This is a genomic window from Paenibacillus sp. LS1, from assembly GCF_026013365.1.
Taxonomy (GTDB): domain Bacteria; phylum Bacillota; class Bacilli; order Paenibacillales; family Paenibacillaceae; genus Paenibacillus.
Map to the genome: position 1 here is coordinate 1,196,744 of NZ_JAPDOE010000002.1, position 19,254 is coordinate 1,215,997.

25 protein-coding genes are annotated in these 19,254 nt (G+C 42.4%); 4 read left to right on the plus strand and 21 right to left on the minus strand.

All coding sequences use genetic code 11. The features are described from left to right. Nucleotides 1–6: 6 nt before the first annotated feature. From OM416_RS14805 to OM416_RS14845, 9 genes are all read right to left on the minus strand, one after another. Entirely contained in the window at nucleotides 7–747 is a 741-nt protein-coding gene (locus OM416_RS14805) for an ATP-grasp domain-containing protein (protein WP_264930436.1), read from the minus strand. A gap of 16 nt (nucleotides 748–763) precedes the next feature. After that, complete coding sequence (locus tag OM416_RS14810) at nucleotides 764–1,291, minus strand: hypothetical protein (protein ID WP_319951910.1); 528 nt, start codon at nucleotides 1,289–1,291, stop codon at nucleotides 764–766. Between the two features lie 24 nt (nucleotides 1,292–1,315). Then, entirely contained in the window at nucleotides 1,316–1,462 is a 147-nt protein-coding gene (locus tag OM416_RS14815; protein ID WP_264930438.1) for a hypothetical protein, read from the minus strand. Nucleotides 1,463–1,498: 36 nt separating this feature from the next. Then, entirely contained in the window at nucleotides 1,499–1,822 is a 324-nt protein-coding gene (locus OM416_RS14820) for a hypothetical protein (RefSeq protein WP_264930441.1), read from the minus strand. 613 nt (nucleotides 1,823–2,435) lie between these two features. After that, complete coding sequence (locus OM416_RS14825) at nucleotides 2,436–2,972, minus strand: hypothetical protein (protein ID WP_264930444.1); 537 nt, start codon at nucleotides 2,970–2,972, stop codon at nucleotides 2,436–2,438. 315 nt (nucleotides 2,973–3,287) lie between these two features. Continuing rightward, complete coding sequence (locus tag OM416_RS14830; protein WP_264930446.1) at nucleotides 3,288–4,151, minus strand: aminoglycoside phosphotransferase family protein; 864 nt, start codon at nucleotides 4,149–4,151, stop codon at nucleotides 3,288–3,290. Nucleotides 4,152–4,182: 31 nt separating this feature from the next. Then, nucleotides 4,183–4,446, minus strand: a complete 264-nt coding sequence (locus OM416_RS14835; protein ID WP_264930448.1) for a hypothetical protein — start codon at nucleotides 4,444–4,446, stop codon at nucleotides 4,183–4,185. Nucleotides 4,447–4,468: 22 nt separating this feature from the next. Then, nucleotides 4,469–4,756: a hypothetical protein gene (locus tag OM416_RS14840; RefSeq protein WP_264930450.1), complete on the minus strand. Its 288-nt coding sequence runs from the start codon at nucleotides 4,754–4,756 to the stop codon at nucleotides 4,469–4,471. Between the two features lie 12 nt (nucleotides 4,757–4,768). Then, entirely contained in the window at nucleotides 4,769–5,149 is a 381-nt protein-coding gene (locus OM416_RS14845; protein ID WP_264930453.1) for an oxidoreductase, read from the minus strand. A 282-nt stretch (nucleotides 5,150–5,431) separates the two neighbouring features. On the opposite strand from OM416_RS14845, the gene OM416_RS14850 reads away from it, so the two are divergent. Beyond that, nucleotides 5,432–6,439, plus strand: a complete 1,008-nt coding sequence (locus OM416_RS14850) for an ABC transporter substrate-binding protein (protein WP_264930455.1) — start codon at nucleotides 5,432–5,434, stop codon at nucleotides 6,437–6,439. A gap of 111 nt (nucleotides 6,440–6,550) precedes the next feature. Further along, on the plus strand, nucleotides 6,551–8,170 hold the full coding sequence (locus OM416_RS14855; RefSeq protein ID WP_264930457.1) for an AraC family transcriptional regulator: 1,620 nt from the start codon (nucleotides 6,551–6,553) through the stop codon (nucleotides 8,168–8,170). Nucleotides 8,171–8,316: 146 nt separating this feature from the next. Here OM416_RS14855 and OM416_RS14860 read toward each other — a convergent pair whose 3' ends face one another. The 5 genes from OM416_RS14860 to OM416_RS14880 are packed head-to-tail and all read right to left on the minus strand — an operon-like array spanning nucleotide 8,317 to nucleotide 11,113. Continuing rightward, a complete protein-coding gene (locus tag OM416_RS14860; protein ID WP_264930459.1) occupies nucleotides 8,317–9,180 on the minus strand; it encodes a DUF4085 domain-containing protein in 864 nt (287 codons plus the stop codon). 18 nt (nucleotides 9,181–9,198) lie between these two features. Further along, nucleotides 9,199–9,714: a hypothetical protein gene (locus OM416_RS14865; protein ID WP_264930461.1), complete on the minus strand. Its 516-nt coding sequence runs from the start codon at nucleotides 9,712–9,714 to the stop codon at nucleotides 9,199–9,201. 59 nt (nucleotides 9,715–9,773) lie between these two features. Then, a complete protein-coding gene (locus OM416_RS14870; protein ID WP_264930463.1) occupies nucleotides 9,774–10,163 on the minus strand; it encodes a hypothetical protein in 390 nt (129 codons plus the stop codon). A gap of 60 nt (nucleotides 10,164–10,223) precedes the next feature. After that, the gene (locus OM416_RS14875; protein WP_264930465.1) at nucleotides 10,224–10,718 is read right to left on the minus strand and encodes an NUDIX hydrolase; all 495 of its coding nucleotides are present in this window, start codon (nucleotides 10,716–10,718) and stop codon (nucleotides 10,224–10,226) included. Further along, entirely contained in the window at nucleotides 10,715–11,113 is a 399-nt protein-coding gene (locus OM416_RS14880; RefSeq protein WP_264930467.1) for a winged helix-turn-helix transcriptional regulator, read from the minus strand. The genes OM416_RS14875 and OM416_RS14880 overlap by 4 nt, the downstream gene beginning before the upstream one ends. Before the next feature lie 246 nt (nucleotides 11,114–11,359). On the opposite strand from OM416_RS14880, the gene OM416_RS14885 reads away from it, so the two are divergent. Continuing rightward, nucleotides 11,360–11,947, plus strand: coding sequence for an NAD(P)H oxidoreductase (locus OM416_RS14885; protein ID WP_264930761.1), 588 nt, complete (start codon nucleotides 11,360–11,362; stop codon nucleotides 11,945–11,947). A 97-nt stretch (nucleotides 11,948–12,044) separates the two neighbouring features. On the opposite strand, the gene OM416_RS14890 is transcribed toward OM416_RS14885, so the two are convergent. The 7 genes from OM416_RS14890 to OM416_RS14915 form a co-directional block, all read right to left on the minus strand. Further along, nucleotides 12,045–12,686 carry a FusB/FusC family EF-G-binding protein gene (locus OM416_RS14890; protein WP_264930469.1) on the minus strand — a complete coding sequence of 214 codons (642 nt, stop codon included), beginning with the start codon at nucleotides 12,684–12,686 and terminating at the stop codon, nucleotides 12,045–12,047. A gap of 334 nt (nucleotides 12,687–13,020) precedes the next feature. Further along, on the minus strand, nucleotides 13,021–13,719 hold the full coding sequence (locus tag OM416_RS14895) for an MBL fold metallo-hydrolase (RefSeq protein WP_264930470.1): 699 nt from the start codon (nucleotides 13,717–13,719) through the stop codon (nucleotides 13,021–13,023). Nucleotides 13,720–13,755: 36 nt separating this feature from the next. Continuing rightward, nucleotides 13,756–13,863 (minus strand): hypothetical protein, encoded by a 108-nt coding sequence (locus OM416_RS31915; RefSeq protein ID WP_413775793.1) that lies wholly within the window; start codon nucleotides 13,861–13,863, stop codon nucleotides 13,756–13,758. Next, nucleotides 13,820–14,551 carry a GNAT family N-acetyltransferase gene (locus OM416_RS14900; protein WP_264930472.1) on the minus strand — a complete coding sequence of 244 codons (732 nt, stop codon included), beginning with the start codon at nucleotides 14,549–14,551 and terminating at the stop codon, nucleotides 13,820–13,822. Before OM416_RS14900 ends, OM416_RS31915 begins: the two co-directional genes overlap by 44 nt. Before the next feature lie 107 nt (nucleotides 14,552–14,658). Beyond that, complete coding sequence (locus tag OM416_RS14905; RefSeq protein WP_264930474.1) at nucleotides 14,659–15,078, minus strand: hypothetical protein; 420 nt, start codon at nucleotides 15,076–15,078, stop codon at nucleotides 14,659–14,661. Nucleotides 15,079–15,275: 197 nt separating this feature from the next. Further along, nucleotides 15,276–16,148, minus strand: coding sequence for a carbohydrate ABC transporter permease (locus OM416_RS14910; RefSeq protein WP_264930476.1), 873 nt, complete (start codon nucleotides 16,146–16,148; stop codon nucleotides 15,276–15,278). A 15-nt stretch (nucleotides 16,149–16,163) separates the two neighbouring features. Continuing rightward, entirely contained in the window at nucleotides 16,164–17,126 is a 963-nt protein-coding gene (locus OM416_RS14915) for an ABC transporter permease (protein WP_370739087.1), read from the minus strand. 169 nt (nucleotides 17,127–17,295) lie between these two features. Between OM416_RS14915 and OM416_RS14920 the strand changes: the two genes are divergently transcribed. Continuing rightward, entirely contained in the window at nucleotides 17,296–19,107 is a 1,812-nt protein-coding gene (locus tag OM416_RS14920) for a sensor histidine kinase (RefSeq protein ID WP_264930478.1), read from the plus strand. Nucleotides 19,108–19,254 lie beyond the last annotated feature (147 nt).

Here is a 19,254-nt window from a genome sequence, read left to right on the forward strand (position 1 = left end):
ATTTGGTTATAAAGCTCTTAGATAATCTGTGGTACTCGTTAATTCTGACCATCTGGCTGAGAGGAATTTCGCATAGTTTACTGAACTGATTCCATAGGTTCCTAGAGAATGGCCATCATTGATCTCTACCAGTTTCATATCCCCTTCTTGATCCACGCCAAAATCCATTCCATATGCAGCCGGTGCATCCTTAAAATCGCTAATTGCTTTTTCGATAACGCTAGCATCCAACGTTGAATCCCATGCCCCTTTATAGCGCCTGATATCCAGAATTTCTCCGTAACGAATAAAACAGCGCCACTCTGTTTTGAAATCGACAATCTCAGAACACCATATGCTAGTATCCTCATTCTCCTCCACAAGTCCAATAAAATCGATGTATTCTTTCACCACTGTTCCTGCAAACTTTTTGGTCGTATCCTTCGGTTTGATGAACACATTCCAACTTTCTTTATCTTGAAAAAGTTCATTAATCGTTGTACTCCACACTTTTCTTCCCAGGTAACCTGCTAAGGCATTTGGATAATCTATTTCTCCTTGTGTTCTTCCACATCCTAATTGTTCTAGACGCTTTCTTACATTGCCAATGCCTCCCACCAGTAGGCTTTCGGGGCTATTATCCTGGATCTCTCGTAAATCAAAAAACTTAATAGTTTCCCAACCCAATGAACTAAAACCTTCATTAGCAATAAACGCATTGACATTATAGAAGTCCCCATTGTTATTTGTTTGTATATAGGCTCTCATCGGATTCTCCTCCTCACTAACTTTCATTGTTACATAAAATGCAGCCATGGCATGACAAATACGTTTCATGTTTTCCACATTTAGGGTACCCTCTCGGGATAGTTGGTTGATCATCATCCTCTTCAATCTCAGACCATTGCAGATAATGATCCAGATTAACATTATATTTTTCGAAGGCATAAATCATCACCCTAAACTGCTCCAAACATTGTATGACCCAGTCTTTACGTGGTTCATAACTTAATTTCTTCCACCCTGCTTCGGTGATTGCATTAGTAATCATGCGCAGCAGAAACTCTTTTTCTTCATCAAAGGTGTCTATAGTCCATGGCATCTCATCAATATCGAAACCAACCGTACCGATCCCCACGACAGACTGATCTCGCTGTGCCAGCCAGATCGTCATTTCTCTCTCCCGATTCGACTTGGCTAACATTGAACCACTGATCGTTAGCACCTCTATAAAAACTGACATTAATCCGTTAGACATGCGTATTGATTCAAACATATGGTCAAGGTTCCGTGGCATTGATATACTGTTCACCGTACTCAGCCCTCTTTTCCGCTCCTATTCGTTTTCATCCGTTTCAGCCCAGATTGCAAATTCTCCGTAACCCAAATACTCACGCACCTCAAGTACCTTATCACCAAGTATCACGATCTCCATGCCATTTTCAGCGTCCCATTCGGTCCCTCCACCCAGAATCGCTCCCAATCTCTCATCATTCGAATCGTATGGATTCCGATAAAGTTAAACGTCGGCAACCGACATGAATGCCAGGATGCCCTTACCTTCAGCTTCAGCCAAGCCAGCAGGATATTCCGCCGTATCATACGACATTTTCTCTGTTTTCCATTCATATGATCGTTTGCATATTTCGTTAATCGTATTATCCGGTAAGCAATTCAGCACGTGCTTGATATATAACTCCGCTTCTTCCAAACTCATATCTTGGGCACTAAAGTGATACTCAACCTCGCATTGAAAAAAATCAAGAAAACCAAATCCGGACATTCTGTCCTCATCTGCAGGATCTTCTATATCAACACGCTTCAAATAAAAATTCCCCGGCATACCTTACCTCCTATAGTTAATCTCCACAACTGACACAAGAGGAACAGCTGGAGTTGCTCTTGCAACCGCTCTTTGATGAATCTACCTTGAGCGGAATCTGTCTAATAAACATCATCGAACCCTAGGATCAGCCAGCATCTTCGTGCTGAGTAAAACACAATATAAAAGCATGATAATGTTGCTTCCATAGTAAATTTTGACCAATCTATATTTTCCAATTTAAAAATTAACAATTGATCTAAATCAACTTTAAGGTCGGAAAGTAGCGTTTTTGTTAATTCTCTTGCTTCTATCTCATTGGATACTATTTGGTCGGTACACGTTCCTTGGAGGAACATGCTGATTAATGAACCTTCAAACTCATACCTGTTCAACACTACTGCTTGGTCCAGTCTATCGTCGTTAATCGGCAAAAAGTCAGAATACTCTTCTATGAACTCGTCGCTTAATATCAAGCATTTCAGCAAATCTGTGTTCTTTTGGTGTGATGCAAAATCCATTGGCTTCGAGTATCGAAATAACGAAAAATAAAAACTGCTCGTACCTGAATATTTCCGTTTTAATAAATCTATCGTATTATATGATATCACCATCTAAATCTAATCACCTCATTCTAAGTATCTTCGATAATACCTTCTCTTACGAGTTCACTTTTTCTTGAGGGTCTTAGGACGACGTCATTGGGCAATCCAATTCGTTCTCCTGTCTGTCCGCTATAAACCATTCGGCATGTTCTACACTCTTTAACCACACGACCATTCCCTAAGTTTGTGTAATATCGAAGCTCACCCTCGCAAACATCACACCCTTCTTCACATGATCTATGGAATATAAGAAAATTCCCAATCAAAGAAATATATAGATGAAAATAATATTTCACTTCTCGTTCAACCTGCATTCTCTCGATTAACCTTTTGGATTCCTCAACCATGTCGTCTGAAAATACTAATTCCTCAATATTCATCTGCATAAGTTGATCATTTAGCCATTTTGTCCAATCCGGATATGTATTCTTTATAAATTTCTCGATGTGAGGCCACGATTGTTGTATCCCCTCGATAACTTTCAATGGGTTTACCGTCCCCTGTTCAAATATTACATACGTCGCAAGTATTTCGTTAGCCTTCTTAATATGACTATAAATATTCATAAACTCACCTCCTCTTTCTTCAGTCATGCCTTCATATTACGATGTCTCCCAGATCTGCTGTATCATGCTTTCATTCTCAAGCTTTAAACTGTAATATACTTTCCCTTCCGTATGTTCATAGGAGTTTAATTCCTCTTTGTACATAAAAGAGCCTATTATTCTACTACTAATTGTCTTTTCCATAGGTGATTACCTTTCTCTTCAATATATCTAAATCAATATTCCATCTCATATTCATACCTCACCAATATTCTACTTACCTATAATCAGATTTTTTCTTTCACTTTTAAATGATAAAGTGAAAACTTTACTATTTTAACATCCCTGACATAGTCTTTTCCATTCATTCCATGCCTCCAAATACTCAGGCAGATCATCCGGATGATGCTTGTTACTCAGCCCAATTCGGCAATACAGATGGACCAGAGTTTCCTCTATCAATCTGGATTTTTCCATTTCCACTTGTTCCAGAAGTTCGAATGTAGCAAATAATGTTTCGGTGTTGATATCATCTGGCGAGGAGCTAAACGCATACAAGAAATCATAGAGGATAGGTCCAACCATTGGAGATGGGTCAATGACGCCGATGAGTTCATTTTGATCATATACAAAATTATGAATCCCCGTATCGCCATGTAAAAGAAACTTCTTTTCTTTTTCACGAAAGAGACGATCCACTTTGGATTGAACCAAATTATAATCATCTGTTGTTAAAATACTTCCGATATTCATCTTTGCTTCTTGAATACTAATCTGATTGAAATCTTTCCAGGTCCTCTGTGGGAACTCTATTCTGCCCCATGATTTCGTATCTGAAGAACGCACATATGTATTAAACAGCTCTTTCACCAGACGAGTTAACCAGTCTCTTTTTTGTCCCCGATTGAAATGGGTCGTGCCTTCCATATACGTATAGATAAAATAAGTGTTATCCGGATCAGTCAACAAAACTTCAGGCAGTAACGGGGAATTCTTATACGTGTCTAGAAACTGCTGAGCGATGTGAGTCTGCTCCGGTTCATCCGATTTCAGAATATATTGCTTATTCAGATTCGTACTCAACCGATAAACACGTCCAGCTGTGGTGCCTGAGAAACTTTGAATTTCAGTGATTTCTTCGTTGATATGATGCATCTTGAATAGGTCATTGATCTCATTTATCGTTGGATTGATTAACATATGCTTCTCCTCATATAACTAGGATCTTGATTCATTTGGTAAAGCATCCCCACATAGATGTATCTCCGTTTTGCTTTTTATACTTTCTCATCATAATATGTTTGCTATCATCTTGCTGCTTAAGGTGTTGTTGTTGTTTAATTTCAGTTTTCAGATGGTGCACTTCTTTGATCAATACATCCAGCTTTCTCGACGTTTTGGATGAATCTATCGCATAACGTACAATTGCAGCAAAGATAAGAACCACAATTAAACTTATAAGTGATACGATGATTAACGCCCATAAAAACTCCATATTGTTGTTTAACTCCTCGCTGTCAAAATAATAAATAGTAAAACTCTTCCGAAAACCAAAACCATATGATCCCTAGTGTAACCATAATGCTTCCTAGCACTTTTAAGATCACTTCTATATGTTTAGGGATATCACTATTAGGTGGATTATCTTCAAACTCGTAATTCGGTTTAATTCCTCGATATCTCATCAGAACAAATATTTTGTATAGAAAATCAGGAAAGAAGTAACACGCAATGCCTACGACAAATACGGGAATAGATAAATAACCAAAGGTACTGGTGGTCCATTCCATCTCTATTTCCTTCATCCTCCTTTTATCTTACTGAATTCCCGCCGTACCAAACGTATGTTCAATGGCCTGTTTATAATTTTCCCAATCAAAATAAAACGGGCCTACCTGTAATTTCTTCTCATTCAATAAGAAGTCTCTCCAGATCACAACATCACCTTCTCTATCAATCTTTACAGAAATATATCCACACTCTTCATCCCCACACCAAGGACACACTAAAATGGGATATCTATAATACATGGATTCATGGGGTTTCTTAAGTAAAAAATAATCAATAAGAAGCCTTTGATAAAGCGATGTACCATCAATAATGATGTCAGCAAATTTCGTATTTTTATTCCCATCCTGTTCAGGATCGAACTCATTGTATCTTGAAGCTAATTTGGTTTCTAAGGTGCTAATCTTCACTACATTCCCTCCTATTTTGCCTCTTAAGCTCTCTCAGTCTTCCTCTATGAGAATGTCAGCACAACGAACATTGGTTAATAGTACCATTTTATTGAAATTAAAATAAAGGAAATATCCTCTTTAATTCATTAACGGAACCGCTCTTGTTAAATGTACATTTAAGACATATTTCGAAAAAGGGTCATTTTCACTCAAAAGTCCATTGAATTAATCAGTCCTGCTACTTAAGATAAGCAAAGCACCTAAATGAGAATAGGTATCAGTAGAAGGAGTGGCAGATGAATGACATTTACTAAAAAAGGCTTTTCTATAATTAGCATGATCTTTGTGCTTATCTTCGTACTTACTGCATGCGGCGGGGGAACTGTGAAGGAGGAGGCTGGGGCGGTACAGACAGGACAAACACCTGTATCTTCTAAAGATACATCTATAGAGCCGCGTACTGTGGAGCATATCCTTGGAAAAATTGAGGTACCTGCCGAGCCTCAGCGCGTTCTTGGATTATTCGTCGAAGACGAGATGAGTGCCCTTGGTGTTAAACCAATCATGCAATACTCAAGCGGGACCTATTACCAGACCTATCTTGAGGATTATTTAAAAGATGTACCGCAGTTCGACACAGCTGCATTTAACTTTGAAGCAATCATGGCGGCACAGCCAGATCTCATTATTCTGGGCTTCCAAGGTTGGGCAGATGGCGGCACGTACGAGAAATTATCTAAAATCGCTCCCACCTATGTATTTACAGGCAGCGAAATTCAGTACCCGCAGAACTGGAAAAAGAACCTGCTTACTGTAGCTGATCTACTCGGAAAGACAGAACAAGCACAAGACGTAATCAAGAAGCGCGAAGCAGAAACGAAGCTTGCCAAAGAGCAATTACAGGTCGCCGCTAAAGGAAAAACAGCCGCTATGATTCGCATTCATGCCAGTAAAGAAATGCGATTATATGGAGGTCCCGGAGGTCAGGTAGGCACAGCATTATATGGCGACTTTGGATTGGAGCCTGCTCCGATTGTACGCAAGTTGGCATGGGGAGAGGATATGGATATCCAAGCCATCTCGATGGAAACTATTCCACAGATCGATGCAGACTATATTTTCCTCGCTGTAGATGAAGGACGAGAAGAACAGGCTACAGAGCTTAAAGAAAGCAAGTTATGGAAGACGATCCCTGCGGTTAAACAAGGTCATGTCTATGAAGTCCGTGGTGATGTATGGATCACGAATGGTCCACTCGCTTATGAGAAAAAAATGCAAGATGTCATGAAGGCGATCATTCCTGACTAATAAACAATGACAAAGAAGAAGCTAGTTCACCTCATGGTTGACTAGCTTCTTCTTTGTCATTTAATATAATGATAATAATTCTCATTGTATGCAGGAGGAATCTGTGACTTCATGAACAAACGTACTGAGCATAGGAACTCCCCTCACCCTCCTACTGCCTTTCATTCCTATTTCTTTAGGTTTGTTGATATTGAATCCGTAACAATTAACACTACGCATCAGCCACTTCCCGACGTTAGTCTGAGTTACAGGCTGATTGTTGTATCTGAAGGCTCAGGCAGCATACATATAGACGACAGTTGTTACCCTGCTATCACTGGCAATTGTTATGCGGTCTCTCCTGGCGCTAAGCTCATCATCACTTCAGCTGTTGAAGAAAAGGAGAACTTGCATTATTTTAACGTGACCTTTGACATCATTTCTGCTCAGTCTGACGACGGCATGCGGCATCCTTTCGCGAATAACAAAATGACCATCGATCCTTTTGTTCGTACACTTGCAGTGCTACGCAAGCTAATTGCCCTGAAGCATCCTGAGAGCGAAGAAGAACAACTAAGCTACCATTTCCGTTTCCAGAAATGGATGCACACATTGCTTACGCAAAATATAATTAAATCCGAAACCGTGACATCTTTGCAAGCGGTGGAACAAAGTGTTTTATTTTTGAAAGACCATTTCAATGAAGAGATTAGTACAAAACAATTGGCTGAACAGGCCGGGATTGGTATCAAGCAATTTATTCATTTGTTCAAACAAATCACTGGCGTAACGCCTCATGAATATATATCAACGCTTCGTATACGCAGGGCAAAGGAACTGCTGATCGTTTCCAGACAACCGCTTGCTGAAATTGCAGAACAGGTCGGTTATCGGGACAGTTATTATTTTAACCGTCGTTTTAAGCAGATCACAGGCGTCCCGCCGCGAGTATATGTGAACACGAAACAGTACAAAATCATGTCGATGAGTTATGTATGTGCGCTGCTGGCACTTGGCATCAAACCGATTGGCGCACCTGCCTATCATTTGGGTTATTATGCTGGGCGTTTAGGACAGAACATTACGAACATTGGAGACAAATCGATCTTTTATTATGACAGAATGAAAGCTCTGAAACCGGACCTTATTATCAGTTGTGACACGCTAGACCAAGAAACACAACAACAACTGGAGCATATCGCTCCCATCGTGACGATCCCTTGGATGGATCTCCACGCCACGGAACATTTACAAGCCATTGGTGATGTATTTGGGATGGAGAAACAAGCAAAGAGCTGGATTGACGATTACGAACTGAAGCGTGAGGTGGCACATCAGCGAATCAAAAGTTATGTAAGTAATGATGAGACCGTTGGCCTGCTCCTGATTGAAGGTTCAGAAATCTATGTGCTGGGAGACCGGAATGCGGGCGAGGTCATGTACCGTTCCTTCGGCTTGCAGCCACCGCCACTTGTTCAACATTTGCTTGTAGAACACCCTAACCAGTATGGTAGAAAAGTAGAGGTGGAACAGCTCTGGCAATATGAAGCAGACCGGATATTTGTCATTGTATATGGGGCCGAAGCTGCCCTAACCTATAAGCAACTGCAGCACAACCCTGTGTGGAGGCAATTGTCCGCTGTCCGTCAAGGTCAAGTGCAAACCATGGATTCGGACAAGTGGATCTACTATGATGTTCTCTCATTATCAGGACAATTGGATGACGGGATTAATATACTCTCGAAACGATGATACGTGTTCTGCATGCTTCGAACCGATTGCAAGATACACCGGATTGTACATTTAACTTTCTCATCAGAGTCGTCACTTTTTCGGTAGAGTTCGTGATGTACACTTATTTTACCAAGTTGACGACTCTTGCTTAGCATCACTGCACCCTACTCCTCTTCTGCAAGAATGTCTGCACAGCGAACAATCAATTCAGGCATATTCTCTCCATCAAATAGAACATGAAGTTCATATCCGTTTTCGATCCGATACAGCTCTTGATACAGCCAGTAACTGCCTACAATTCCCCCATCTTGCTTAAGGATTTCCGGCGCAACGAGCGTGAGTTTATTTATATTGGTGAATCCCCCACGGGTGTCAAAACGAATGACAACTTCATCCCCTGTCAACAGTTCCGTCACTGTACAATCATGAAATTGAACCCGGCTACGAATTTCATCGGGGATATCCTGTACCATCATCACTTCTCTAAATTCTTTCGATACGTGATCCAGCTGTCTCCTATTCTCCGCACTCTGTTTCTTTAATTGCTGTAAAATCTCTCTCGTGCAATAATCCAACGTAAACACACGAATATCCGCAATTTGTTCAACGATTTCCTGTGGCAAATTCTCCGCCTTGTATTGAAAATTCCACTCCATCGATTCTTTGTACTCTTCCTTGCATTTCTTCTCATCAAAAGGAGGGCGTATATCATATTCTGCAATGAGTTTCTCGATATGCGCTCGTTCTTCCGGAGGCATGTGGTAAACGATCTGATCCTCTTCAGTCACTTCTTCCTCACCGAAAGCTTTGTCTACGCGAGTGAGCACTTGACCATCATGCTCCAGCATGAAACGTGGGTCCAGATCATACATTCCGCGTTCCTCTTTCACATGCGCTTTTTCCTTTCTTTTATACAGCCTTAAAAATAGATTTTCATCGAACTCGTAAGCTCCGTTATGTACTCTTAAACCAAAATGAAGATGTGTCTGCTGACACAACTCATACCATTCTTTCGTTAGATATCTCATATGCATCTCTCCTGAAATCTACTTTGTTATTGAAGCGTAGAGCTTTTTAATTTGTGACGAGAATTTAGCTGCACCTGGAATTCGTGTGCGTTTAAAATAAGCTGTTAATTGCTTAGGATGATTTTTGACAAAATCATATTCAATGATCGTGTTAGCGATAACAGATCTCGTAAAGCCTAGCACCTCGACCACTTCAGATCGATCTCCTTCATCAGGCTCCTCGCCTTCCGGAAATTCTCCGTCCGGGTCATCTTTCAAGTGCTCACTAAATGTTAAGCGAGCCACAATATAGGACATGATGTTAGCCTTGTCTCCAGCCATCTGCTCCATGATCCACTGCATACACTCTTCTTCGGTTGGAGCCGAGACGCCAAAGCCCTCCAACACATATTTTCGTTCTTTAAATGAATCCATCAGCCACGATGCTTCATAACTGGCATGCTCGACAAATTGGACCTGAGGTTTAAGCTGAACGATTTCAGCTGTTACATGTTTATACCAATCGCTCGTTAGAAACTGCTCTATTGTTTTCATCGCTACTCCTCCAAAATCTTCAGCCTCAACGATTCCTTATATTTAACAGACGTACTGGTCTACGCCAAGGTTTGAAAAAATTTGTGTTTGATTGCTTTGTCGTTTCGCGCCGCCCATTCATGCACAGCTTCTATGCCTGCGGACTCCTGACCTCGTTGAAAATAAAAACATAGATCCATCCGCACTAACCGTTTACCATAAAGTTTGATGCCAATCCGTCTGTAATTCATATAAATACACTCAATCTGAGATGCATCATATCTCTGATGTTTGGTAGAAATCACATGATCACCTTCCAGCGTAATACTGGGTTTAGTGAAAAATAAACGCCAGATCAGGAAAACGATATAACCCAGAATAAAGGTCAATATAACGATCAGAGAGTACTTCAGAATACCATTTTCATCGTAAATACCATCCCTGAAAAGTATAGCTTCAATGACCAACATACATAGTAGGCTCCACCATGCTCTTGGATAGATCGTCTTGTATGTGATGAGTTCCACCTCCTAATCATTCTCTCCATCAATCCAAAGCCATTCGGAAGGGGCTTTTCTGGCAAAATGCTTTTCAACAAAATCCAAAATATCATCAATTCCGGGTAATGCCGCGTTTTCTTTGGCTTCGTCAAACGTCATCCATTGGTACTCGGTATGTTCATGATTTAACCGGACAGGCTGGCCTTCGTCCACATATCCTACGAATACGGGAGCAATATAGATATACTCCTCCAAGGGTGAATAATATTGTTCGAATTGATTGGCAGAATACAAACGGACTTCCGTAATACCTGTTTCCTCTTGGACTTCTCTCAATGCTGCTTCCCATGCCTTCTCGCCCTTCTCTATCCCGCCGCCAACATAACACCACTCATTATGCAACATACGACCAGCCCGCTTCAGCATAAGTACAAGGTATTGATCGAGGCTCTTCTTCAACAGAACTACAGCCACGCCTTCACAACGAATGGGAACTGCCTGTTTCACGTGCTCTGTACCATTCAATTTCTCGCCCCCTTCTCTTCAGAATCGAAGTCCTCCAATACTTTAAACTTATCCCCGTGGATTTTATCCAGATGCTCTTCTCCCCAATAACATAAATGGTCCAGCGCGGGCTTGAGTCCCCAGCCGTAGTCCGTCAACTCATATTCCACTTTGGGAGGCACCTCCGAATATACCTTGCGCTGTATGATCTCGTCCTTTTCCAGACCTCTGAGCTGCGTTGTCAGCATCTTTTGCGTAATGTCCGGTATCAATCTTCGAAGCTCCGATGTGCGTTTACGTCCGGTCATTAAATGATAAATAATCAAAGGCTTCCACTTCCCGCCCATCACTTCCAAGGCCGCTTCTACCCCAACTTTATATTTCTTTGGAGTGCTTGTTTCTCCGTGTTCCGTCATTTTTGAACCCCTCCATAATCAGGCTGTATCCCAAGTGAGAATATAAACTTTTTGCTGTTCTTCTTTATATTATTAAGCTCATTTCGAGGCATTCATTTAGGGTACTTTAATGTTCCTATGGCACTTCATTCTTCCTATAGAACATCAAAGTGCGTACTTCCAGATGTTTTCATACTTGTTTATAATAGCATCAGCCATTGATTTATGGCTACAAGACCGCAATCCAGAAAGGTAGTGAAAGATAAGATGAACGTACTCGTTGTAGTATCCCACCCAAGAAAAGACTCCTTGACCTTTCAGGTAGCTCAACGTTTTGCACAGGGTCTTACTGAGGCTGGTCACGGTTATGAGATATTGGATTTGCATGGGATTGGCTTCGACCCAATTCTCCGAGAGATGGATGAACCAGACTATACCCAAGAAAATCAGGTGTTCTCGCCTGAGGTTGAAACGGAGATGGCGCGATTGAAGAAGCACGACTCTGTGGCTTTTGTGTTTCCTCTTTGGTGGTGGCATCTGCCAGCCATGTTGAAAGGTTATGTGGATCGTGTCATGAACAACGGGTTTGCCTATGGCACGAACAAACTTCCTCATCAGCAGATATTGTGGATCGCTCTTTCCGGCGTGACGGAAGAACAGATGCATAAGCGCAACTATGGGCAATCAATCGCCAATCTGCTCAATGTGGGTATTGCCGATTACTGTGGCGTGTCCCAATCAAGGGTTGAGTTTTTATATGAAACGTTGGAATCCAAGCCTGAGCATTATGAGGCACTGCTGAACCATGCGCATCACTTGGGACTGAACTATAACAACGATATTCCGACTCCATAATGGTATGTAACCTATCCAGTTTACGGTAAGGGAACAACTACGCTTGAACATGGCAAAAAGGTCGCTCCGAAGAGCGACCCTGCTTGTGTGTCTTGCATTATTTTACTGTCGAGAGAAGAAACCTCTCCAGCATGGTGATATCCGTAATGCTATGGTTGCAAGCTGTGTTATCCATGCAAACGTACTGGGCTACAGAAGAAATATTGTCTGGCGTATAACTCTTGGTCTTCACGTTGAAGAATCCGAGCTCCTGATGGCGATGACAGAACATACAGTATCCCTTCTTGTTCGTCGCCGTAATTCGCCCCTCAATCCCTAGGAATCTGCCTTCATACGGATACACGATGAACAAGCGATCGGTAGCAATATCGGTCCATCTCAGATAAGTTGTACGCGCGTAATCGATGGATTCCAGATCCGGCACCTTGAGCTTCTTTACCTTGGGAAACAGCTTCTGAATCTGCTTCGCGGATACTTGCGGATATGGAATCAGATATGCTTCCAGCCGGTTCAGATACGTCTGCAATTCATGTGTCGTCTCATACGTGGATAACTGCTCCAGCAGATGCTTCTGCTCCGGAGTGAGTTCATCGAAGATGCTCACCGCATTTGTGCCGACCGTATAACGGACGGTTTCCAATACTTTGGGATCCACAACTGAGCGTAGCGTTTTGAGCAGGAAATCAGCTTGTTTTTGAATATAATTGAATTGATGATTCTGAATAAATGTTGTTTGCATGGCTTTCAGCCCCTTATTTTTATTAGGAAAATAAAGTAAGGTGCAAAGCCTGCGGGATGAACCATGATGTTGATATTGATTCCAGGGCAAACGATCTCATTTTTGTCGCGCCCTACACAAAGTCCGCCCCTATTCAGGCTTTGCGTAAGGCTTTCTAGCGAACGAGCAATCCGGCATCATCCATATTGCCACGTCATAACCCCCAATACGATAGATATATCGGAATTATAACAGGATGGAGGCTATACGGGCAACGGGCTTCGTTTCATTCTACATAGTATCACTTCGCAGTCAGACACATATCACGTTCATTGGCATTACGTCTGGATATCCATTATAAAATTTGAACAATATGCTCATTAAACCTAGGATAGGTGTCAAAGATCGCTAGATCATGGCACGGCAAAGGGATATAGCCTTCTTGAAATGCATCATGGAGAAACGATTCGTTGTTTACTGCATTCTCATATATCCCGATGGGACGCTGATTCAGCAGATTAACGCATTGATAGCATTCATCTCCTGTGAGGACATACTTCCGTTGCTGGTTTTCAAAATAAATGACAGCAGAACCGACGGTATGCCCTCCGATGACCTTGAATCTGAATGTATCCGCGTAGATATACTCATCTTCTACAATCGTCACATGATGTTGACGAAGTCTCTCCTGTACACATATGCTGCCTCTTTCCATAGCATGAAGATAATCCGGCGCACTAATGACGATTTGCGCAGTTGGAAACAGATCAATATTCTCGATATGATCAAAATGATGATGAGTAATAAAAATGAGATCTACATTGTTTTGCGGAAGGAGCTGTTTCGTTGCCTCGTGCACATCCTGAAGCTCAATTCCCCATGTTTGCGCCGTAACAGAATTACGGAATCCAACATCGAATAAGATCGTCTTTCCCTGATGTAAAGCGATATAGTAGGACCACGAGATGCGCACTAACTCCTCCGAGGTGGTATCCCGAAAAATGAACCTGGCATTAAGTTGCGATTCACCATACTTCACAGCATACAGGTGCATGATCTTCCTCTCCTTCACTTCGATTCATCAGACCGATCACACATGGTACCAGTACATCGGATGTTCCCCTACCTTTTCAAATCCCAATTTCTGAGCCAGTTCATTCGATGCCAGATTGTCCGCATGACAGCTCCAGTTGGGAATGAGGTTCTTGGCTAAGCATTCTTTTGAATAATACGCCTAATTGGCAAGCTAATCCTTGTCGTTTGAATTCTTCAATGGTAATGATATCAATCTCCGCATATCCTCCGCCAACATAGGGTGATGAACAGACGCTAATCAGTTGATCATCTGTCATGATAAAATGCCCGATCCCATGTTCACAGAACTGTTCGGTAGATGACCACACCAGTTGATAGTAGGGATAAAATTTGTCCCTATACTCCTGAGCTATGGCTGCATTCAATGACAAATATTCAAACGGTTTTTGAACCATTGCCTCTAACTCACTATAAGATTTCATAAATTTCTCTGGATTAAACGAATAATATGTGCGGGTTATCTTTTTGGCATGCTGTATGTGATATAAATTGATCTTGTTCGCCCAAGCTGTTGTAAAGACACCTAAAGCAAAAAAGCCATGATGGTTCGACTCTTCGTTCATAAACTGGACAACATCTGCGATAAACAACTCGTCTTCTTCATCTCCGGCCAAACCATAAAAGCCACCGTTGCTGGTAATCAGTACAGAGGTTGGTGTATCCTCTTCATTGACAAACACTCTACCTTGTTGAGTTTGATCGATAACAGAAAGTGCGTAGACCGCTTTATTCTGGATTGACTCCAACAGAGGTAACACCAAATGATATTGATCTAGTGCAAGTTCTCTCATGCGCAACTTCCTCTTCTCTGTGATTTGCACAAATGATCGGTATACTATACGAATAAATTGATCCCAAGTAATCCTTTTTAACGACTATTTCGAATTCTCCCCTGATCCTATCTTACTGCACTAGTAAAACTCGCTTTAAAAATAAGATCATACACATTGATGTAAGAATCATAGTACTCAAGTGCCTGTTTTCTTTCTTCGTAAAACGACTTCAACCTCTCTTTGTCTCCAGTATCGACATAAGCGATTAACTCACGACTTGCTTTTTTGTATGCTTCTACACTTTCTCTCGCAGGTGCAAAATCAAACGAATTATAATCTCGCACGGGAGTAAAGTCCTCCGGTCGGATTCCCACATTTGATTCAGCTTCCGCTATGAACTCGTGTAATTTTGAGAAATCTACCGGCTCTTCCAACAGTACATTGCCCAAAATGTGAACCACTTCCTGATCCATCTGGTTGAACCGCGTCGTAATGGAGCAGCTTAATGACGTTATAGCAAGTGTAAACATCATCATCTTTTTCACTATGTACAACTCCTCGATAGGAATAATCAGGATAATACTTGCATTTTATTTTTCTTATCGTACCATTTTATTCAAATAGAGGTAATACACTACATATGAACAACTTCTTTCTTCACACAACAAAAAGAAGCCACCTCCCTGGCCTTCCCCAGTTCAGTGACTTCTTTTTTAAACACTATTCTAACCCCTACATTCAACTACTCCTTAACAGCTCCAACTACGATCCCCGTAACAAAGTACCGTTGCAGGAACGGGTACACAAGCAGGATCGGCAGTGCGCTGATAAAGATCTGCGAAGCACGAATCGTCCGTTGGGACAGGTTCTTCACCGCTTCTGGATCAAGCTTCGACATGTCAGCCTGCACAATGATCGTCTGCATGAATGTCGCGAGTGGCAGCTTTTCCGCATCACGGATGTAGATAATCCCGTCAAAATATGCGTTCCAATGCCCGACCATCATGAAGAGTGAAACCGTTGCAATAACAGGTACGGAGACAGGCAGATAGATTTTGATAAACGTCTGAAAATGTCCTGCACCATCGATAAATGCAGCTTCCTCCAGGTCCTTCGGAACGGTACGGAAGAAATTCAGCAACAGGATGATATTAAACACTGCAACCAATCCTGGCAGGATCAAGGCCAGCAATGTGTTCATCAGTCCCAGCTTCAGAATCAGGATATACCCCGGAATGAGGCCACCGCTGAACAGCATCGTGATGACAAAATACCACAGATAGATGTTACGTGCGCGGAACACCCGTGTCTCTTTAGAGAGCGCATAGGCTGCAATCGTATTAACGATTAACGCAAGTCCAGTACCGAGTACCGTCCGCTCCACAGATACCCATAAGGAGGAGAGGAAGTTCGTATTGGCGAACGTTTTCGCATATGCCTCCAGTGTAAATCCAATCGGCCAGAACGTTACGAGACCCGCATTTGCAGGTGCGGATGCGCTAAGTGATACCATGAGCAAGTGATACAAAGGCAGCAAGCAAAGCAGTGAAAGGATGGTCAGGAACACATTGTTGAATATGCTGAATATGCGGTAAGGCATCGTTTTATGATACATTCGTTGTCATCCTTTCTAGAAAATTCGATATCCGGCGAATCGGTAAGCCAGTCGGTACGAGATCACAATCAGGATCAGGCTGATGACCGATTTGAACAGATTCACAGCGGTAGCGAAACTGAACTGCCCACTAAGCAGACCTTCTCTATACACAAACGTATCGATAATATCTCCTTGTTGGTAAATCAATGGACTATATAAGTTAAAGATCTGGTCAAAGTTGGCGTTGAGTACATTACCCAGTGCCAGTGTTGCGATTACAATCCCAATGGGAATCAGTGCCGGGATGGTAATATACATCGTTTGCTTCCAGCGTCCTGCCCCATCCACTTCAGCCGCTTCATAGAGTGCAGGGTTAATGCCGGACAGTGCCGCGAGGAAGATAATTGTGTTGAATCCAAACTCTTTCCAGACATCACTCGCAATAATCGTGAATCGGAACCAGCTGCCATCCCCCAGGAAGAAGATCGGCTTGATGCCGAATACGGAGACCAGGAACTGATTGACAATACCCGTCTGGGCCAGAATGTCGATCAGGATACCGGATAACGTTACCCATGACAGAAAGTGTGGTAGATACACGAGCGTCTGAATCGTTCTTTTCAGCGCCATCTTCCGTACCTCGTTAAGCAATAAGGCAAAGACAAACGGAATGATCAGATTCATGACAATCTTCGTACAGGCAAAAAATAGCGTGTTCCACGTAATTTGCAGGAAATAATCATTTTCCCACATGTACCTAAAGTGCTTCAGTCCTACCCATTCGGAATTGAAAAATCCCAGTGCAGGTTTATAATCTTGAAATGCCATCAAAATCCCGGACATCGGAATGTATGAAAATATAAAGACCATAATGGCCGCCGGCAACACCATGAAGTGCAGAATCCATGGCTGTTTGTAGCGTTTTTTTCTCTTTTTATCCAGCTTGTTCCCAACGTTTGCCTGCGGGATCCGCTTACCCTCCAATTTAGCCTCCATAGCGCTTCTCCTGTTCCCAAAAAAAGTTTTTGTGTGTGATCGGGTTCTCTGATATAAATAGTATCAAGCCATTCTGAGGTCTGCTATATAACATTGTTAGGCTTGATAGTGTTTTGTTAGGGTATCATCAGAAGAGATTGTTTACACACGAATTTGAAGGAGACTTTTTATGCATATATGGAAGCGCTTCATGCCTTTTCAAGGTAATACTCGATCCCGATTCAGTCTGTTTGCCAAAATAAACTTGTTAATTGTGGTCTTATTCATCCCTATTCTGATCATGTACACCTACTCGAATAACGTCACCTATGATGTCGTCAGCAAAGAACTGCAGATCTCCAACACCAAACAGCTCACGTTTCTGTCCAGTCAGATCGACTCCCGAATCAATCAGATGATGGATTTCAGCCTCATTCTCTCTCGAGATCCCAATGTCAGAGCATTCAACGGCCTTAACATGTGGGATGATCGATATGACCGGATGCAGACCCGTTATGTGATACAAGAGAAGATGACGCTGCAAACCGGCGTTACGGATATATGGCCCACCCGATATGCAGTGCATTCACAGCAGAATAAGGATGTCATCGCCAACTACAATCGAACCACAGGATATGATGAAGCGTATTTGAAAAAAAATATGAGCGGACAATGGACCTATGGGGACCAGGGTACGGAATCAAAAGACAAACTGCAATCCTTCTATTGGTTCTATACCGATTCCTTGGCACAGCCGGGGATGCTCACGGGAAGTAATCTGGTGATTGAAGCCAGCTTCAGCTATGAGAACATTCAGAATATGCTGGATACGTATAAAGCGGGCGGACAAGGCGATCCTTTCTTATATCACAAAGGAAATTCACCCATTCTGAATCGCAGCGCGGACAAGCAGTTATCCGCAGAACTTATTCAGTACTTGGATACGCATTCTCCAGAAGATACCACACAGGACGTGGTCGAACTGAACGGAAAGAACTATCTGGTTAGCTCCGTGAAGTCCACCTATCTGGATTGGCATCTAGTTGATGTGATCCCGCTGTACCAGATTCTGAAACCCATCTCGCTCAGTCAAAATCTGTTCTACACCTGTATGATTTTACTACTCGTGGTGGGCATCTCTGCTTCAATCCTGCTGTATCGAAATGTGCAATATCCGATCAAACAGCTGATCAAAGGCTTACGCCGCGTCGAGCAGGGTGATTATTCTGTCCGACTGCATAGCAAAAACCAGAATGAGTTCTCATTCCTGTTCCGCCGATTCAACGATATGTCCCATCAGATTCAGGATCTGATCGAGAATGTGTTTCATGAGAAAATTAGAGCCAGGGAAGCAACGCTAAAGCAGTTGCAGGCGCAGATCAACCCGCATTTCCTATATAATTGTCTTGGCTATATCATCAACATGGCCCAGATGAAGGACGAGCAAGCCGTGGTCTCCATGGCGCATAACCTAAGTGCGTATTATCGCTACACCACCCGTATGGAACGGGAGACGTCGTCGCTACAAGAAGAGATCAAACTGCTGATCAACTATCTGGATATCCAGAAGCTGCGCAATGGTCGAATTGAGTATCACATCGATATCCCTGAGGATATGCTCTCCCAGTCGGTACCACGATTAATGCTTCAGCCGATGGTTGAGAATTCCGTAATTCACGGCGTGGCGAAGTCCTATTCATCCGGGGAAATCCGAATTACCGGGGAGCGCTTGAATGGTTTTGGCAGAATATACATCGACGACGATGGTCCTGGCCTCAGCCCAGAACAGTACGAGGCATTGAACCTGAAGATGCAGGAACCTTTACAAGAAGAAATGGGCTGCGGCCTTTGGAATACGCACCAACGAATCACGCACCTGTTCGGCAGTCACTCCTACCTCCTCTTCGGCCCATCCCCACTAGGCGGATTCCGAACCGAAATCATCTGGGAGATACCGAAAGAGGATACCAATTCCGATAAAGGAAATACCGATACGAATTGATATCGATACGAACGATAAGTTGATATTTGATTTTGAACGAACCATTTACACGTGAACGCAGAGGACAGAAAAAACCTAAAGAAGCAAAGCGTTCGGAAGTGTTCTCATGAAAAACAATCTCGAAAGAATGCCGCATCGGAGCATACG

What these genes read in the sequence shown, in the direction of transcription:
- OM416_RS14855 (WP_264930457.1), top strand. Translation starts at nt 6,551, where the DNA reads ATGAACAAACGTACTGAGCATAGGAACTCCCCTCACCCTCCTACTGCC.
- OM416_RS14820 (WP_264930441.1), bottom strand. Translation starts at nt 1,822, where the DNA reads ATGCCGGGGAATTTTTATTTGAAGCGTGTTGATATAGAAGATCCTGCA.
- OM416_RS14915 (WP_370739087.1), bottom strand. Translation starts at nt 17,126, where the DNA reads ATGGAGGCTAAATTGGAGGGTAAGCGGATCCCGCAGGCAAACGTTGGG.
- OM416_RS14835 (WP_264930448.1), bottom strand. Translation starts at nt 4,446, where the DNA reads ATGGAGTTTTTATGGGCGTTAATCATCGTATCACTTATAAGTTTAATT.
- OM416_RS14920 (WP_264930478.1), top strand. Translation starts at nt 17,296, where the DNA reads ATGCATATATGGAAGCGCTTCATGCCTTTTCAAGGTAATACTCGATCC.
- OM416_RS14840 (WP_264930450.1), bottom strand. Translation starts at nt 4,756, where the DNA reads ATGAAGGAAATAGAGATGGAATGGACCACCAGTACCTTTGGTTATTTA.
- OM416_RS14830 (WP_264930446.1), bottom strand. Translation starts at nt 4,151, where the DNA reads ATGTTAATCAATCCAACGATAAATGAGATCAATGACCTATTCAAGATG.
- OM416_RS14895 (WP_264930470.1), bottom strand. Translation starts at nt 13,719, where the DNA reads ATGCACCTGTATGCTGTGAAGTATGGTGAATCGCAACTTAATGCCAGG.
- OM416_RS14865 (WP_264930461.1), bottom strand. Translation starts at nt 9,714, where the DNA reads ATGAAAACAATAGAGCAGTTTCTAACGAGCGATTGGTATAAACATGTA.
- OM416_RS14825 (WP_264930444.1), bottom strand. Translation starts at nt 2,972, where the DNA reads ATGAATATTTATAGTCATATTAAGAAGGCTAACGAAATACTTGCGACG.
- OM416_RS14805 (WP_264930436.1), bottom strand. Translation starts at nt 747, where the DNA reads ATGAGAGCCTATATACAAACAAATAACAATGGGGACTTCTATAATGTC.
- OM416_RS14910 (WP_264930476.1), bottom strand. Translation starts at nt 16,148, where the DNA reads ATGTATCATAAAACGATGCCTTACCGCATATTCAGCATATTCAACAAT.
- OM416_RS14890 (WP_264930469.1), bottom strand. Translation starts at nt 12,686, where the DNA reads ATGCAAACAACATTTATTCAGAATCATCAATTCAATTATATTCAAAAA.
- OM416_RS14870 (WP_264930463.1), bottom strand. Translation starts at nt 10,163, where the DNA reads ATGTTGGTCATTGAAGCTATACTTTTCAGGGATGGTATTTACGATGAA.
- OM416_RS14850 (WP_264930455.1), top strand. Translation starts at nt 5,432, where the DNA reads ATGACATTTACTAAAAAAGGCTTTTCTATAATTAGCATGATCTTTGTG.
- OM416_RS14885 (WP_264930761.1), top strand. Translation starts at nt 11,360, where the DNA reads ATGAACGTACTCGTTGTAGTATCCCACCCAAGAAAAGACTCCTTGACC.
- OM416_RS14880 (WP_264930467.1), bottom strand. Translation starts at nt 11,113, where the DNA reads ATGACGGAACACGGAGAAACAAGCACTCCAAAGAAATATAAAGTTGGG.
- OM416_RS14860 (WP_264930459.1), bottom strand. Translation starts at nt 9,180, where the DNA reads ATGAGATATCTAACGAAAGAATGGTATGAGTTGTGTCAGCAGACACAT.
- OM416_RS14900 (WP_264930472.1), bottom strand. Translation starts at nt 14,551, where the DNA reads ATGAGAGAACTTGCACTAGATCAATATCATTTGGTGTTACCTCTGTTG.